This is a genomic window from Kribbella sp. NPDC051620, from assembly GCF_044453825.1.
Classification (GTDB): domain Bacteria; phylum Actinomycetota; class Actinomycetes; order Propionibacteriales; family Kribbellaceae; genus Kribbella.
Genome location: NZ_JBITDB010000003.1, coordinates 443,968 through 460,296 on the forward strand (window position 1 = coordinate 443,968; position 16,329 = coordinate 460,296).

Genomic DNA, 16,329 nt, shown 5'->3' on the forward strand with positions numbered 1-16,329 from the left:
GAGTCAGCCCACGACCACGCCGAAGCGCACCAGGCTGTAGAACAGCATGCCCAGATAGAAGACCGCCCCGAACCCGATGATGACGTTCCGCACCGGTCCGGGCCGGATCGGTTTGGGCAGCATCTTGTTGTTCACCAGGAGCAACACGATGCAGTAGGCGCCCATCGCGAAGGTCGACAAGAACGCGAGCACGTCGAGGATCCCTGCCGGACCGTCGGCCGGACCGAACAGCAGGATCAGGATGCCGAACGTGATCACGCCCCAGAGGAACCCGGCGTACAGCTTCGACATCGAGAACCGTTTGGCGCCCGGGATGAAGTAGTACGTCATGTCCGCCTGGCCACGCGAGAACGAGTCGAACAACCCCAGCGTGGCGTTCAGGCCGATCAGCGCGATGAAGGCGAAGAACAGCGTGCCCAGGATCGGGCTGCCGGCCGAGGCGAACGAGTCGGACATCGCCTTCAGCGCCGCCTCCCGGTCACCGCCCTCGATCAGGTTGGCCACGTTCGGATTCTGCCGGGCCGCCGACATGGCCAGCACGGTGAACGAGATCGTGACCAGCATCGTGATGCCCCAGAAGAGCAGCAGCGCGTCGAAGGTGACCCACTTGCGCCACCCCTTCCACTTCGCCATCTCCGCGGGGTCCTCGGTGTCGAACATGTAGCCCCGCGACGGCATCGCCTCCGCCTCGCCCGATGTCCGCAGACCACGGACCTTCGGGATGTGCGCGCCCATCCCGGCGCCGCTGTCGCGCAGTTGCAGCGTGTACCACATCTGCTGCATGCCCGACGGGCCGGCGAAGGCGATCGAGCCGACCAGGATCGGGAACCAGGCCTCGGTCAGCGCCTTGTCCGGCAGGAAGCCGATCGCGAACATGCCGGACAGGGTCTGGGCCAGGTCGTCCCAGCTGCCGACGATCGCCGCGATGATCGAGGTGCCGACCACCAGGAAGCCGATCAGCAGACCCAGCAGCTTCTCGAGGAAGTTGTAGATCACCGAGAGCATGCTGAACAGGATCCCGACGAACACCAGGCAGACGCAGGCGGTTGCCTGCCAAGGTATGCCGGATATCTCCTCGAACGCCGCCGCGCCGGCCGAGAGGTGCCCCGGCCAGATGTAGATCAGGATCGCCGCGACGTAGAAGAACCACATCAGCGGTTTGAACACCCGCGCGGCGCCGAAGAAGATGCTCTCCCCGGTCGCCATCGCGTACCGGGCCATCTCCAGCAGGACGAACGCCTGCAGGGTGACACCGACCATGAACAGCCACCGGATGTCCGGACCGAACACCAGGACGAGCCGGGGCCACATGTAGGACTCACCCATGCCGACGCCCAGCGCGACCAGGAAGACGGTCGGACCGAGGATGTGCAGGGACGGTGGAGCGGGTGGCAGTGGCCGGATCGGCATCGGTTCGAGCCGGCCGGCCTTCCAGACCCGTTCGGTCACCGCCGCTGCCGCGGGCTCTTCGGGTACTTCTGAGGTCTTGCTTGTGACGTCCAAGGCGGACTCCTTAGATCGACGCCAACTGGGGTGGTGGAACTAGTGCAATGAACCCGCGTTCCGGGCCCAGCGGTACTTGGCACCGAGCACCTGGACCGGTGTCTCGGTGGTGTACGGATATGCGACTACCCCGTGTTCGAACAGGTACTGACTGGCTTCCTCGACCTCCACGTCACCCGACAACGAGGCGACGACCGGCTTGTCGATGCCCTTGGCCCGGTACTCCTCGACCACCTCGGCGACCAGCTTCGCGAACACCATCGGCGGCGTCACGATCGTGTGCCAGTAGCCCAGGATCAAGGCGTGGATCCGGTCGTCCTCCAGCCCCAGCGCGACCGTGTTCCGGTACGTCGACGGCGGCTCGCCGCCGGTGATGTCGACCGGGTTGCCGGCCGCCCCGAACGGCGGGATGAACTTCTTGAACGCCGCGTCCAGGTCCGGCGGGATCGTCATCAGCTGCAGCCCGTTGTCGACACAGGCGTCCGAAAGCAGGACACCCGAGCCGCCCGCGCCGGTGATGATGACGACGTTCTCGCCCTTGGGCGTCGGCAGCAGCGGGATCCCCCGGGCGTACTGGAGCATCTCGTTCAGCCCCGGCGCCCGGACGACGCCGCTCTGCCGCAGGATGTCGTCGTAGACCTTGTCGTTGCCGGCCAGTGCGCCGGTGTGCGAGCTGGCCGCCTTGGCGCCCGCGCTCGTCCGGCCGGCCTTGAGCACGACGACCGGCTTCTTCTTCGACACCCGCGCGGCCGTCTCGGCGAAGGCCCGGCCGTCCTTGAGATCTTCTAGATGCATGGCGATCAGGTTGGTGTTGTCGTCCTGCTCGAAGAACGTCAGGAGGTCATCCTCGTCGATATCGGCCTTGTTGCCTACCCCAACGATCGCCGAGACACCCATCCGGCTGGACCGGCTGAAGCCGAGGATCGCCATCCCGATCCCGCCGCTCTGCGAGGAGAGCGCGACACTGCCCTTCACGTCGTACGGTGTGCAGAACGTCGCGCAGAGGTTCTCCGGCAGGTAGTAGTAGCCGTAGATGTTCGGCCCGAGGATCCGTACGCCGTGCTTGCGGGCGATCGCGACCACCTCGTCCTGCAGCTCCTGCTCACCGGTCTCGGCGAACCCGGACGGGATCAGGATCGCGCCTGCCACGCCCTTCTGGCCGCACTGCTCGAGCGCCCCGCCGACGAACTTGGCCGGTACCGCGAACACCGCGACGTCGACGTCGCCGGGAATGTCCGTGATCGAGGGGAAGGCCTTCAGCCCGAGTACCTCGCCACCCTTGGGGTTGACCGGGTAGATGTCACCCTTGTACCCCCCGTTGACCAGGTTCTTCATCACCGAGTTGCCGATCTTGCCGTCCTCGTTCGAGGCGCCGATCACGGCCACCGCGCGCGGCTTCATGATCCGGGTCATCGCGGTCAGGATCTCGTCCTGGGTGTAGCGCTCGACCGGCTTGCCGGCCTCGGCGTCCACGATGATCCGGAAGTCGACCGCGGTGGCGCCGTCCGGCCCGGCCAGCACCGGATTCAGGTCCACCTCGGCGAACTGCGGGAAGTCCTCGACCAGGTCGGACAGCTTGCTGATGATGGCCGCGATCGCGTCCTTGTCGACCGGCTTCGAGCCCCGGACGCCGTTCAGCATCTCGTGCGCGCTGATCCCGTCCACCATCGAGCGGGCCTCTTCCGGCGAGGTCGGCGCGAGGCGGAAGGTGACGTCCTTGAGCACCTCGACCAGGACCCCACCCAGCCCGAAGGCGACGATCTTGCCGAACGTCTCGTCGGTGACGGAGCCGACGATCACCTCCTGCACGTCACCCCCGGTGACCAGCATCTTCTGCACCTGTACGCCGGTGATCTCGGCGTCGGCGTCATAGCCGCGGGCGTTCGCGATGATCCGCTCGAAAGCCGTGATCGCCGCGTCCGAACTGTCGACGCCGACCACCACGCCGCCGGCCTCGGTCTTGTGCAGGATGTCCGGCGACACGATCTTCAGCACGACCGGGAAACCGATCTCGGCGGCCAGCGCGGCCGCCCCCTCGGCAGTCGTGGCCAGCCCCTCACCCGGGGTCGGGATGCCGTACGCGTCCGCGACCAGTTTGGCCTCGGGCGCGCTCAGCGAGGTCCGGCCTTCCGCCAGCGCCTGATCGAGGACGGTCTGGACAGCTGCCTTGTCATAAGTCATGCCTGAGGCTCCTCAGAAGGTGTTTGAATGGCGTTCAGACGACGCCGGCGGCCTTGAGCTCTTCGAGTTCGGCGGTGTCGATGCCGAGGCCGCCGTAGATCACGGAGTTGTGTTCGCCCAGGCCCGGTGAGGTCTCCACCTGGACCGGGGAGTCGGACAGCTTGATCGGGCAGCCGACGGTCTTGAAGGTGCCGCGCTGCGGGTGCTTCACCTCGACGACGGCGCCGAGCTCGGCCAGCGTCTCGTCCTCGATCAGTTCCTTGGTGGACAGGATCGGGCCGCACGGCACGTTCAGCGCGTTCAGCTTCTCCATCACCTCGAACTTGGTGTGCTGCTCGGTCCACTGCTCGATCAGCCCGAACATCTTGTCGAGCTTGTCGAGCCGGGCGGCCGGCGTGTTCCAGTCCGGGTCGTCGGCGAGTTCCGGCTTGCCGATCAACGAAGCGATCGGGGCCCAGCCGGGCGGCTGGACGATCACGTAGATGTAGTCGTTCGGTCCGCCGGGCGCGGTCCGGACCGCCCACCCGGGCTGGCCGCCGCCGGACGCGTTGCCCGAGCGCGGTACCTCGTCGCCGAAGTTGTCGTTCGGGTACTCCTTCAGCGGACCGTGGGCGAGCCGCTGCTGGTCACGCAGCTTGACCCGCGTGAGGTTCAGTACCGCCTCCTGCATGGCCACCGAGACCCGTTGGCCCTTGCCGGTCGTCGTCCGCTGGTACAAGGCGGCGAGGATGCCGGCGACCAGGTGGATACCGGTACCGGAGTCACCGATCTGAGCCCCGGTGGCGGTCGGCGGCCCGTCCTCGAAGCCGGTCGTGCTCATCGCGCCGCCCATCGCCTGGGCGACCACCTCGTAGGCCTTGAAGTCCTCGTACCGGCCTGGGCCGAAGCCCTTGATCGAGGCGTAGATGAGCTCGGGGTTGATCAGCTGGAGCCGGTCCCAGGTGAAGCCCATCCGGTCGATCGCGCCGGGCGCGAAGTTCTCCACCAGGATGTCGGAGTTCTTCACCAGGTCGGTGAAGATCTCCTTGCCCCGCTCGGACTTCATGTTCAGGGTGATGCTGCGCTTGTTGCAGTTGAGCATCGTGAAGTAGAGGCTGTCGACGTCGGGCAGGTCGCGCAGCTGCTGGCGGGTGATGTCGCCGGTCGGGGCTTCGAGCTTGATCACGTCGGCGCCGAGCCAGGCGAGGATCTGGGTGCAGGACGGTCCCGACTGCACATGCGTCATGTCCAGCACGCGAACACCGTCAAGGGCCTTGGGCATAAGGGTCCTCCGCTACTTGTACATGGTCTGGTTCATGGTTCCGGGCGCGTACGCGTCCGGGTCGACCCATACGTTGATCAGCGACGGCAGCCCGGACTCGCGGGCCCGCTGCATGGCCGGCCCGATGTCCTTGGGGTCACGGACCTCCTCGCCGTAGCCGCCGAGCATCTTGGCGAACTGGTCGTACTTGACATCGCCCAGCGTGTTGCCGATCCGGCCGCGGTCGTGCCCGTACTTGGCCTCCTGGCCGTACCGGATCTGGTTCATCGAGGAGTTGTTGCCGACCACCCCGACGAACGGCAGCTTGAACCGGACCAGCGTCTCGAAGTCCCAGCCGGTCAGCGAGAAGGCGCCGTCGCCGAACAGCGCGACGACCTCCTTGTCCGGCCGGGCGTACTTGGCCGCCATCACGAACGGGATGCCGACGCCGATCGTGCCGAGCGGTCCCGGGTCCATCCAGTGGCCGGGCGACTTCGGCTGGACGACGCCACCGGAGAAGGTGACGATGTCGCCGCCGTCGCCGATGTAGATCGAGTCCTCGGTGAGGAACTCGTTGATCTCGTGCGCGAGCCGCAGCGGGTGGATCGGGTTGGCGTCGGAGAGCTGCCGCGGCAGCCGCTTCTGGTACGCCGCGTCCTCTTCGGCCCGCAGCTCGCTGAACCAGGCCTTGCGGTCACCGGCCTTCGCGATCCGGCCCGAGGAAGCCTGGGTGACGGCGGCCAGGATCGCGCCCGGGTCGCCGACCAGGCCGAGGTCGATGTCGCGGTTCTTGCCGACGGTGCGGTAGTCCATGTCGATCTGGACCACGGTCGCGCCCTTCGGCAGCCGGCGGCCGTAACCCATCCGGAAGTCGAACGGGGTGCCGACGATCAGGATCAGGTCGGCGTTGTTGAAGCCGTACCGGCGGGACAGGTGGAAGTGGTGCGGGTCGCCGGGCGGCAGGGTGCCGCGGGCGGAGCCGTTCATGAACGCCGGGATGTTCAGCTTGCGCACGAAGTCGATCGCCGCGTCGCTGCCGCGGGCGGTCCAGACCTGGGTGCCGAGCAGGACGACCGGCTTCTCGGCCCGGGCGATCAGGTCGGCCAGCGCCTCGATGCTGGCCGGGTCGCCGATGCTCTTGGTGGAGGCGCGGTACCGGCCGGCCTCGGGGACGACCGCCGACTCCACCGGGACGGAGTTGTCCAGGATGTCGCGCGGGATCTCCAGGAACGAGGGACCGGGAGCGCCGTTGTAGCACTCGCGGAACGCCATCGAGACCATGTCGGCGACCCGTGCGGTATGCGGCACGGTGGCGGCGAACTTGGTGATCGGCGTCATCATGTCGACGTGCGGGAGGTCTTGCAGTGAACCCATCTTGTGCTGGTTCAGCGCGCCCTGGCCGCCGATCAGCAGCATCGGGCTCTCCGCGCGGAAGGCGTTCGCGACACCGGTGACGGCGTCGGTGGTACCGGGGCCGGCGGTGACGACGGCGCAACCGGGCTTGCCGGTCATCCGGGCGTAGCCGTCGGCGGCGTGCGCCGCGACCTGCTCGTGCCGGACGTCGACGACGGCGATGCCCTCGTCGACGCAGCCGTCGTAGATGTCGATGATGTGTCCACCGCAGAGGGTGAAGATCACGTCGATGCCCTCGGCCTTGAGGGCCTTCGCCACCAGATGTCCACCCGAGATGGTGGCGGTGCTCGGCTCCGGCTCGGTCACCTGGGCAACCGCGTTCGTTTCGGACACTGTCTGGGCCATCTGGCAGTCATCTCCTCAGAGGAAGGCCGTGCTGGATTATCAGCCTGTAGATTGCATACAGTATTTGGTAGTCGTAGTCATACCGCACTGCCGATCACCTTGTCCAGAGCCCAGCTTGGAGTTGCCATGTCGATTCATGACGAACTCGGCCAGACCCGCCGCGCGGTACAGAACCTCGAGAAAGCCCTTGCGGGCTTGCGGAATCAGCTCGGCGCGCATCTCGACGTACTCCGCCTGATCGACGACGTGGCGAGGTGCTCGATTGACCTGCGGCGGCTCGAGGAACAAGTCGGTCCGCCGCGCCTGCAGGAGCTGGTGGCCATCCCTGACGACGACTACAGCCACAATCTCTGGGCAACGGGCGACGCGGACCACGAGGGGCTGGGCGCACCAGGCCGCCGAGCCCCCTGAACCGCGAGACATTGCTTCAGGAGCTGCCGGAGCCGGATGTCGTCCGCCGCTCGCGCGGTGACGGCGACGGCTTCGGCAGCTTGCTCGGGGGCGACGAAAGTTCGGTAGAACGGCTCACCCAGCGCGACCCGGTTCAGCGCGGGCAGCCACCATCTGGCGGGGCCGGCCGGCTCGTCGGCAGTACCGAGCAGATAGAGCGCCGTACGGCGGGCGTTGGACAAGCGTCTTCGTTCATCCTCGACCAACTCCCCCGCCGTCGCGAGGGCCGTCGACGTACAGAGCGCCACCAGGCGGGCCGATCCCTCGAAGCCGACGTGGGCCGTCTCGAGGAAGTCAGGAGCGAACGACAGGAGGGCCCGTCGCCCGGCCTTCGTACTGTGGTCGTGGACCATCCGGGCGATCGACCCGAGGACGGGGTGGACGCAGGCTGGCCGATCCGTCCAGGGTTCCCTGGCCAGCATGGAGACCAGCTCCAGTACGCATGGTTCCGGCCGCGCCACCCGACCGTACTCCGCGTGGCTCACTCGCCCGGCCGGACTACTCCGGCGACCGGAGTCCCCAACTGCCGCCGGACCGTCAACGAAGGTCGGCCCGGCTGTTTGAGGAATCGGACCGTCATCGACGTGACGAGACCGAGGAGGCCGGCCACCAAGAAGACCGGCTTGTAGCCGACCGCCTCGACCAGGCTGGCGGTCACACCGATTCCGACCAGACCACCGAACGCCTTGGCGCTGTAGAGGATCGCGTGGTTCTGCAGCAGGCTGTTCTCGCCGAAGAACTCCAGCACCAGGTTCGCCATGATCGCGTAGAAGGCGCCACCGCCGAGGCCGGCGAACATCGCGCAGAACACGAACGCCCACCCGACGCCGGACTCGCCCGCCAGCACGAGTCCGGCATGAGCCAGACCTTCGATCATCAGTACCGCCGCCAGCACCCGCCGACGGCCGAACTGCTCCGAGAGGTGGCCGGCGAACGACCGGCCGAGACCGTTGACCGCGGCAAGCAATCCGGCCGCGAACCCGGCGACGGCCAGGCCCAGCTCGGCCTGCATCGCATAGCTGACGACGAAGGCGATGCCGAACAGCGACAGCGCAGTACAGAGTGCGAGCGTCAGCCACATGAGCGGCAAGGCACCGGTCCGCATCGCCTCACCAGGACGGTAGTGCCGGGCCGCCGGGATGTTGTTCGGGATGCTGCGGTTGAGCTTGCGGTCGATCGCCCAGGCTTGCGCGTCGAGGTCCGCCGGCCACCAGTGCCTCGGCGGATCCTTCAGCACCCCACCTGCCGTCAGCACTACAAGCAGCGCGACTGCGGCTGCCAGATCGAAGACCAGGCGGTGGCCACCCGACGAGTCGAAGATCGTGAGCAGCGCGATGCTCGGCACGGCGCCGACGGCGAAGCCACCCGTCACGAACCCGATCGTCGCGACCCGCTTGTCCGGGAACCACCGGCCGGCGGTCGTGATGCAGGCGGCATACACGAGTCCCGCCCCGACCCCGCCGATCAATGCATAGCCGATCACCACGGCCGCATAGCTGCCCGCGTGAGCCAGCGTCGCCAGACCTCCAGCTGCAAAGACGCCACCCAGTACTACGAGCTGCGTCGGCGAGGCCCGGCGTACGCGCTGGAGCCACGCCGCTGGGATCGCGACGAGCGCCTGACAGGCGACGAAGATCGCCAGCAGCCACATCGTCTGGACGAAGCCCCAGCCGCGATTCGACTGCAGGTCCAGCGCGGTGGAGCCGAAGGAGTACTGCAACGGGCTGATCGCCACCATGCAAGCCCAGGCAGCCCAGAGCTGCCACCGCCTTGGATGGCCGGTGAGTTCCCGGGGATCCTCACCGACCCGGTATTGGCGGCCGTACACGTCTCTCACGTCGCGTGCTGTCATGAGCGTCTCCTGACTACTGCATACCGTATGTCGTCCTTGGTACTCCCCTGGGTGACCGGTTGTCCAGAGTTGAGAGGGTCTTGTGACGTGAGTGCATACAGAATACAGTCGTCTGCATGGACCTGATGGAGTACCAAGCCAAAGAACTCTTCGCCCGGCACGGCGTTCCGGTCACTCTCGGGCGAGTCGTCGAGGACGCGGCCGACGCCGCCGCGGCCGCGGAAGAACTCGGCGGCCGCGTGGTCGTCAAGGCACAGGTGAAGGCCGGCGGGCGGGGCAAGGCAGGTGGCGTCAAGCTGGCCGCGACGCCGGCCGAGGCCACCGAGCGCGCTCGCGACATCCTCGGCATGGACATCAAGGGCCATACCGTGCGGCGGGTCCTGCTCGCCCCGGCCGCGGACATCGCCGAGGAGTACTACTTCTCCTTCCTGGTGGATCGGGCGAACCGCAGTTACCTGTGCATCGCGAGCGCCGAGGGCGGCGTCGAGATCGAGGAGGTCGCGCACTCCAACCCGGACGCAATCGCCAAGGTCTCGATCGATCCGGTGACCGGGGTCGACGAGGCGAAGGCGGACGAGATCGTGGCTGCCGCGGGATTCCCGGCTGAGGCGGCTTCCGTAGTACGGGCGTTGTGGGACGTCTTCATCAAGGAGGACGCGTCGCTGGTCGAGGTGAACCCGCTGGTGAAGCTGGCCGACGGGTCGCTGGAGGCGCTCGACGGGAAGGTGACGCTGGACGAGAACGCCGCGTACCGGCATCCCGACCACGCTGCCTTCGAGGACAAGGCCGCCGGCGATCCGCTGGAGGTCGCGGCGGCCGAGAAGGGGCTGAACTACGTCAAGCTCGACGGCTCCGTCGGCATCATCGGCAACGGCGCCGGGCTGGTGATGTCGACACTCGACGTCGTCGCGTACGCCGGTGAGGCGCACGGCGGGGTGAAGCCGGCGAACTTCCTCGACATCGGTGGCGGCGCGTCCGCCGAGGTGATGAAGAACGGGTTGAGCATCATCCTCGGCGATCCGCAGGTGCGCAGCGTGTTCGTGAACGTGTTCGGCGGGATCACCGCCTGCGACGCGGTATCCAATGGCATCGTGCAAGCGCTCGCACTGCTCGGCAGCGAGGCGAACAAACCGCTCGTCGTCCGGCTGGACGGCAACAACGTGAACGAGGGCCGGCGGATCCTCGCGAAGGCGAACCACCCGCTCGTGACGGTGGTCGACACCATGGACGGCGCCGCGGACCGCGCCGCCGAGCTGGCCGCCTCAGGCCTGTGAAGGAGACAGCACAATGGCAATCTTCCTGACCGAGAACAGCCGGGTCATCGTCCAGGGCATGACCGGCGCCGAAGGACAGAAGCACACGTCCCGAATGCTTGCCGCAGGCACCAATATCGTCGGCGGCGTGACACCGGGCAAGGGCGGCCAGTCGGTCGACTTCGCCAAGCGGTCGATCCCGGTCTACGGCTCCTGCGCCGACGCGGTGAAGTCCACCGGCGCGGACGTCTCGATCGTCTTCGTCCCGCCACGCTTCACGAAGGGCGCGGTGATCGAGGCGATCGATGCAGGAATTCCTTTGGTGGTGGTGATCACTGAAGGGGTCCCGGTGCATGACACGGCTGCCTTCTTCGCGCACGCGGAGGCTTCCGGCACGACCCGGATCATCGGGCCCAACTCCCCCGGGTTGATCAGTCCCGGCAAGGCGAACGCCGGGATCATCCCGGCCGACATCGCCGGGCCCGGGCGGATCGGGCTGGTGTCGAAGTCGGGCACGCTCACGTACCAGATGATGTACGAGCTGCGGGAGTACGGCTTCACGACGGCGATCGGGATCGGCGGCGACCCGATCATCGGGACCACCCACATCGACGCGCTGCGGGCGTTCCAGGACGATCCCGAGACCGAGGCGATCGTGATGATCGGCGAGATCGGCGGCGACGCGGAGGAACGCGCGGCCGCGTTCATCAGCTCATATGTCACCAAACCCGTCGTCGGTTATGTGGCCGGCTTCACCGCGCCCGAGGGCAAGACGATGGGCCACGCGGGCGCGATCGTGTCGGGCTCGTCCGGTACCGCGGCCGCCAAGCAGGAAGCGCTCGAAGCGGTCGGCGTGAAGGTCGGCAAGACGCCGAGCGAGACCGCTCGCCTGATGCGCGAAGCCCTCGACCAACTGCTCGTGCACTAGAAGGAGCACCGCGATGGCGAAGATCGGATTCATCGGGCTCGGCATCATGGGCTCGCACATGGCCGCGAACCTGATCACGGCCGGCCACCAGGTCACCGGGTACGACGTCGTACCGGCCTCCGTCGAGAAGCTGCTGCAGGCCGGTGGCAAGCCCGCGCCCGACATCGCCTCGGCGGTCGACGGCGCGGAGGTGGTCATCACGATGCTGCCCGACTCGCCGCAGGTCTCGGAGGTCGTGCTCGGGCCGGGCGGGGTGCTCGAGGCGGCTGCGTCGGGAGTCCTGCTGATCGACATGAGCTCGATCGCGCCGGAGACCTCGCAAGCTGTCGCGGCGGAGGGCGCGGCGCGCGGAGTACGGGTGCTGGACGCGCCGGTGAGCGGTGGCGAGCAAGGCGCGATCAAGGCGTCGCTGTCGATCATGGTCGGTGGATCGGAGGAGGACTTCGCGTCGGCGCGGCCGATCTTCGAGGACCTCGGCCGGACCATCGTGCACGTCGGCGGCCATGGTGCGGGCCAGACGGTGAAGGCGGCCAACCAGTTGATGGTGGCCGGGATCATCGCGCTGGTCAGCGAGGCGATCGTGCTGCTGGAGGCTTCGGGCGTCGACGGCGAGCGCGGGCTCGAAGTACTGGCCGGTGGGCTGGCGGGCAACCGGATCCTCGACCTGAAGTCCGCCTCGATGCTGGCTCGGCAGTTCGAGCCGGGATTCCGGATCGATCTGCACCACAAGGACATGGGCATCGCCCTGGCCTCAGCCCGCGCGGCGGGAGTGTCCTTGCCCGTCACTGGAATCGTCGCTCAACTGGTCGCGGCAGCGCGCGCCCAGGGCAATGGTTCGCTCGACCACTCGGCACTCCTCAAGGTGGTCGAGCAGTTGTCCGGTCGCTGATCAGCGGCGGGGTGGCGCGGTACTGGCCCGCACCACCAGCTCGGTGCCGACGGCAACGGGCTGGTGGTGGTGCTCGCCGGTCCGGATCCCCTCGATCAGGGCGTCGACGCTGCGGCGGGCAACCTCGGGGAAGAACTGACGGATCGTCGTCAGCGGAGGCCAGAACTGGGCTGCCTCCTCCATGTCGTCGAAACCCACCACGCTGACGTCGCCCGGGACGGCCCGGCCGGCCTCGTGCAGGGCGCGCAACAGTCCGAGAGCCATCTGGTCGTTGGCCACGAAGACGGCGGTGACGTCGGGGTCGGCAGCGAGCTCGCGTCCGGCCACGTACCCGGAGCCGGCCGACCAGTCACCGGTGAGCACGGGCGGTACCGGGCAGCCGTGGTCGGTCAGGGTCTGGCGCCAGGATCGGAGCCGGCGTGAGGCGGCGTACGAGTCCTCCGGGCCGCCGAGGTGCCAGACCGTCCGGTGCCCGAGGCCGAGCAGATGCTCGGTCGCCAACCGCGACCCCTGGGCCTGGTCGGTGTCGACGACCGGGTAGTCGAGGTCGGCGTTCGAGTCGATCACCACGACCGGCATCCCCTCCGGCATCTGCACATCGGCTTCGTCGAGCCGGTGCGCCTCGATCAGGATGATCACCCCGTCCACCGCCTGCTCACCGAGCCGGTCGAAGGCGCCCGACAGGTCGTGCGGGGTGCCGTCCAGCACCGGGATCAGGTTCACGGCGTAGCCGCTGGACGTGGCTGCCGCGGCGATCGCGTCCAGGGTCCGGGTGTTTCCGAAGCTGGACAGCTCGAACGCGATCACGCCGATGCTGCGGAAGTGCCCGCTGCGCAGCGCCCGGGCCGCGTTGTTCGGGCGGTAGCCGACCTCCCGCATCGCGGCCAGCACCCGGTCCCGGGTGGCCTCGTCGACATTGCGCCGGCCGTTCGCGACCCGGGACACCGTCTGGCCGGAGACGCCGGCCAGCCGGGCGACGTCGGCCATCGACGCCCCGCGCCGTCGGCGTACCTGCTTTTCGTCTGCGGTCATCGGCATCCCCCTCGGTCGTCTCCGCCGAACTATAGACATGTTGACGTAAACACGTTAGCTTCCCGGCAAGAAATGTTGACGTAAACATGGAGGCTGTGGGCAGATGCACCGAGAGACCAGGGGATGGCTGTTCGTCGGGCCGTTCCTCGCCGTGTTCGCGCTCACCTTCCTGGCGCCGATCGGCTACGCGATCTACCTGAGCCTGTTTCGCGACCAGGCCTTCTTCGGCGGCACGGTGTTCGTCGGACTCGACAACTACGTCGACGCGATCCAGGACTCGAAGCTGTGGGAGTCGTTCCTGCGGGTACTGCTGTTCCTGGTCGTCCAGGTGCCGGTGATGCTCCTCCTGGCCCTGCTCGCCGCGCTCGCCATCGACAGCGCCCGGCTGCACGGCGCGAACTTCTTCCGGGTGGTGATCTTCCTCCCGTACGCCGTCCCGGGCGTGGTCGCCGTCTTGATGTGGGGCTTCATCTACGGCAACAACTTCGGGCTGGCCGCGGATCTCAACGACCTGCTCGGCACGACGGCCATCCAGCCGCTCAGCGGGAAGTGGATGCTGCCGTCGATCGCGAACATCGTCACCTGGGAGTTCGTCGGCTACAACATGCTGATCTTCTACTCGGCCCTGCGGACCGTACCGGCCGAGCTGTACGAGGCCGCCGCGATCGACGGCGCCGGCGCCTTCCGGACGATCCGGGCGGTCAAGCTGCCGGCCCTGCGCGGCGCGATCGTGATCGCCACCATCTTCTCGATCATCGGCAGCTTCCAGCTCTTCAACGAGCCGAACATCCTGCGCACGCTGGCGCCGAACGTGATCACCACCTACTACACCCCGAACATGTACGCCTACAACCTGTCGTTCGCGGGCCAGCAGTTCAACTACGCCGCGACGGTGGCGATCGTGATGGGCGTCATCACCGCGGCGATCGCCTACGTGGTCCAGCTGCGCGGATCCCGGGAGGCGTTGTGAGCACGGCCACGTCGACGCTGCGGCCGAGGCGCTCGCCGCTGCTGACCGTCCTGATGGTGCTGTACCTGGTGTACACCCTGGTCCCGCTGGTCTGGTTGTTGCTCAGCGCAACCAAGACGCAGGGCGACCTGGTGTCGAGTCCGGGGCTCTGGTTCGGTCGATCGTTCGCGCTGTTCGGCAACATCCGCGACACGCTGACCTACGACGACGGCATCTTCCTGCGCTGGCTCGGCAACACGGTGCTGTACGTCGTCGTCGGCGCGGGCGGCGCGACACTGCTCGCGACCGCGGCCGGCTATGGGCTGGCGAAGTACCGGTTCGCCGGACGGCGCGCTGTCTTCGCCGTCCTGCTCGGAGCGGTCGCCGTGCCCGGTACCGCGCTGGCTGTACCGACCTTCCTGATGTTCTCCAAGCTGGGGCTGACCAACACGGTCTGGGCGATCATCATCCCGTCCCTGGTCAGTCCGTTCGGGCTCTATCTGATCTGGGTCTACGCGACGGAGGCCGTCCCGTACGACCTGCTCGAAGCGGCCCGGATCGACGGCGCCGGCGAGATCCGGATCTTCTTCACCGTCGCCCTGCGGCTGCTGGCCCCCGGCATCGTCACCGTCCTGCTGTTCGCGGTGGTGTCCACCTGGAACAACTACTTCCTGCCGCTGATCATGCTCAGCAAACCGAACCTCTATCCGCTCACCGTCGGGCTCACCCAGTGGAGCAACCAGGCGACCGGCGTCGGCGCGCGACCCATCTACAACCTGGTGATCACCGGGTCGCTGCTGACCATCGTGCCGCTCGTCGTCGCGTTCCTCCTGCTGCAGCGCTTCTGGCAGTCCGGCCTCACCGCAGGCAGCGTCAAACAATGAAAGGACTACGGATGAGACCTGCAGCCTGGCGAAACGTCGCCGCCGCACTGGTCCTGGTGACCGGTGTCGTGACGGCCCTCCCCACCGCCGCCGCATCCCCGGGGAACACCAGCGAGTACCGCGGTGTGAACTGGGCGGACCCCCGCGACAACTATGCGTCGGACGAAGTCGTGCCGTCCGGCCTCAGCACCGCGGACGACTACGCGACCACCTACCGCAAGGCCACCGGCATCGTGCGCGAGTTCCGCACGGAGCTGAAGGCCAACACGATCCGGCTGCCGATCAACCCGTCGAGCGTCGGCACCAGTTGGTGGCGGTCGTACCAGGCTGCGATCGATGCCTCCACGGGCAACGGCTTCAAGGTCATCCTCAGTTACTGGGAGGCCAACGACGCCAAGGACGGCCGGGTGGACGACCCGACGGCCTACGCCGCCATGTGGGACACGGTCGTCAAGAAGTACGGCAAGAACCCGCGCGTGTACTTCGAGCCGATGAACGAGCCGTTCGGCTACTCGCTCGACGAGTGGGTCGGGGTCACGACCTCCTGGCTCGCCCGGCACCGGGATGTGCCGCGTGGACGGGTCGTCATCTCAGGTACCGGCTACAACGACAACGTCACTGGAGTGGGCGCCGTCCGCGCGCTGCAGGGAACCCTGCTGTCGCTGCACTTCTACGGCTTCTGGGACGACGCCACCACCGAGGCCGAGTGGCTCGCGAACCTCCGGCCGCGGATCGGCCAGTACGGCTGGCGCACCATCATCGACGAGGCCGGCTCCCCGATGACGACCGGCCTGAACTACGGCAACCACGAAGGCAACGTCTCCACCTCGTACTTCGGCGCGCTCACCCAGGTCGCCCGCGAGCAGAAGATGGGCGTCGTCTACTGGCCGGGCCTGCGCGACGGCGACTCCTACTCGATGACCACGCGGGTCAGTGAGCGCGACCTCGAGGTCAACAACGCGAGCGGGCTGGCCCAGCTGCAGTGGGGCTGGGGTCTGCTCAAGAACGAACCGGTCAACGACCTTCCGCCCGCGCCGCCGGGATCGGAACTACGGGCAGTCGGAGGCGGCCGCTGCCTCGACGTACCGGGCGCCTCCACCACCAATGGCACCGCGCTCGACTTGTGGGACTGCAACGGCGGCGGCAACCAGTCGTGGAACCTCACGGCCGCCAAGGAAGTACGGATCTACGGCACCAAGTGCCTCACCGCGGGCGCCGGCGGCTCCGCCGTCATCGACACCTGTGCAGGTACGTCCGGCCAGACGTGGGAGCTCCGGCCGGACAAGACGATCGCCGCCGTCGACCAGCCCGGGCTCTGCCTCGAGGCCGCCGGCGCGGGCAACGGAAGCGCAGTCACCGTCTCGGCCTGCAACGGCCAGATCAACCAGCAGTGGGAACAGTGAAGGGACG

General features: G+C 67.6%; 14 protein-coding genes. 7 read left to right on the plus strand and 7 right to left on the minus strand.

Annotation, left to right across the window (positions count from 1 at the left end):
* Positions 1 to 3 precede the first annotated feature (3 nt).
* From ACIA12_RS15130 to ACIA12_RS15145, 4 genes are read right to left on the minus strand one after another with little or no spacing between them, the layout of a single operon-like run.
* Positions 4 to 1,503: an Nramp family divalent metal transporter gene (locus ACIA12_RS15130; RefSeq protein ID WP_396367558.1), complete on the minus strand. Its 1,500-nt coding sequence runs from the start codon at positions 1,501 to 1,503 to the stop codon at positions 4 to 6.
* Between the two features lie 39 nt (positions 1,504 to 1,542).
* Positions 1,543 to 3,684, minus strand: coding sequence for an acetate--CoA ligase family protein (locus ACIA12_RS15135; RefSeq protein WP_396367559.1), 2,142 nt, complete (start codon positions 3,682 to 3,684; stop codon positions 1,543 to 1,545).
* 34 nt (positions 3,685 to 3,718) lie between these two features.
* A complete protein-coding gene (frc, locus tag ACIA12_RS15140; protein ID WP_396367560.1) occupies positions 3,719 to 4,945 on the minus strand; it encodes a formyl-CoA transferase in 1,227 nt (408 codons plus the stop codon).
* A 12-nt stretch (positions 4,946 to 4,957) separates the two neighbouring features.
* Positions 4,958 to 6,682: a thiamine pyrophosphate-binding protein gene (locus ACIA12_RS15145; protein WP_396367561.1), complete on the minus strand. Its 1,725-nt coding sequence runs from the start codon at positions 6,680 to 6,682 to the stop codon at positions 4,958 to 4,960.
* A 126-nt stretch (positions 6,683 to 6,808) separates the two neighbouring features.
* Between ACIA12_RS15145 and ACIA12_RS15150 the strand changes: the two genes are divergently transcribed.
* On the plus strand, positions 6,809 to 7,093 hold the full coding sequence (locus ACIA12_RS15150; RefSeq protein WP_396367562.1) for a hypothetical protein: 285 nt from the start codon (positions 6,809 to 6,811) through the stop codon (positions 7,091 to 7,093).
* Here the strand turns inward: ACIA12_RS15150 and ACIA12_RS15155 are convergent.
* Both ACIA12_RS15155 and ACIA12_RS15160 read right to left on the minus strand, forming a co-directional pair.
* Positions 7,018 to 7,554 carry a hypothetical protein gene (locus tag ACIA12_RS15155; protein ID WP_396367563.1) on the minus strand — a complete coding sequence of 179 codons (537 nt, stop codon included), beginning with the start codon at positions 7,552 to 7,554 and terminating at the stop codon, positions 7,018 to 7,020. The two genes, ACIA12_RS15150 and ACIA12_RS15155, sit on opposite strands and share 76 nt — an antisense overlap.
* Positions 7,555 to 7,613: 59 nt before the next feature.
* A complete protein-coding gene (locus tag ACIA12_RS15160; protein WP_396367564.1) occupies positions 7,614 to 8,984 on the minus strand; it encodes an OFA family MFS transporter in 1,371 nt (456 codons plus the stop codon).
* A gap of 116 nt (positions 8,985 to 9,100) precedes the next feature.
* Between ACIA12_RS15160 and sucC the strand changes: the two genes are divergently transcribed.
* From sucC to ACIA12_RS15175, 3 genes are read left to right on the plus strand one after another with little or no spacing between them, the layout of a single operon-like run.
* On the plus strand, positions 9,101 to 10,258 hold the full coding sequence (gene sucC, locus ACIA12_RS15165; RefSeq protein WP_396367565.1) for an ADP-forming succinate--CoA ligase subunit beta: 1,158 nt from the start codon (positions 9,101 to 9,103) through the stop codon (positions 10,256 to 10,258).
* 13 nt (positions 10,259 to 10,271) lie between these two features.
* On the plus strand, positions 10,272 to 11,165 hold the full coding sequence (gene sucD / locus ACIA12_RS15170; RefSeq protein ID WP_396367566.1) for a succinate--CoA ligase subunit alpha: 894 nt from the start codon (positions 10,272 to 10,274) through the stop codon (positions 11,163 to 11,165).
* Between the two features lie 13 nt (positions 11,166 to 11,178).
* The gene (locus ACIA12_RS15175) at positions 11,179 to 12,054 is read left to right on the plus strand and encodes a 2-hydroxy-3-oxopropionate reductase (RefSeq protein ID WP_396367567.1); all 876 of its coding nucleotides are present in this window, start codon (positions 11,179 to 11,181) and stop codon (positions 12,052 to 12,054) included.
* Here ACIA12_RS15175 and ACIA12_RS15180 read toward each other — a convergent pair whose 3' ends face one another.
* Positions 12,055 to 13,086: a LacI family DNA-binding transcriptional regulator gene (locus ACIA12_RS15180; protein ID WP_396367568.1), complete on the minus strand. Its 1,032-nt coding sequence runs from the start codon at positions 13,084 to 13,086 to the stop codon at positions 12,055 to 12,057. It lies immediately after the preceding gene.
* 103 nt (positions 13,087 to 13,189) lie between these two features.
* Here ACIA12_RS15180 and ACIA12_RS15185 point away from each other — a divergent pair, with 103 nt between their 5' ends.
* From ACIA12_RS15185 to ACIA12_RS15195, 3 genes are read left to right on the plus strand one after another with little or no spacing between them, the layout of a single operon-like run.
* A complete protein-coding gene (locus ACIA12_RS15185) occupies positions 13,190 to 14,056 on the plus strand; it encodes a carbohydrate ABC transporter permease (RefSeq protein ID WP_396367569.1) in 867 nt (288 codons plus the stop codon).
* Positions 14,053 to 14,919 (plus strand): carbohydrate ABC transporter permease, encoded by an 867-nt coding sequence (locus ACIA12_RS15190; protein WP_396367570.1) that lies wholly within the window; start codon positions 14,053 to 14,055, stop codon positions 14,917 to 14,919. The genes ACIA12_RS15185 and ACIA12_RS15190 overlap by 4 nt, the downstream gene beginning before the upstream one ends.
* Before the next feature lie 11 nt (positions 14,920 to 14,930).
* Positions 14,931 to 16,322, plus strand: a complete 1,392-nt coding sequence (locus ACIA12_RS15195) for a ricin-type beta-trefoil lectin domain protein (RefSeq protein WP_396367571.1) — start codon at positions 14,931 to 14,933, stop codon at positions 16,320 to 16,322.
* The last annotated feature ends 7 nt before the right edge of the window (positions 16,323 to 16,329 follow it).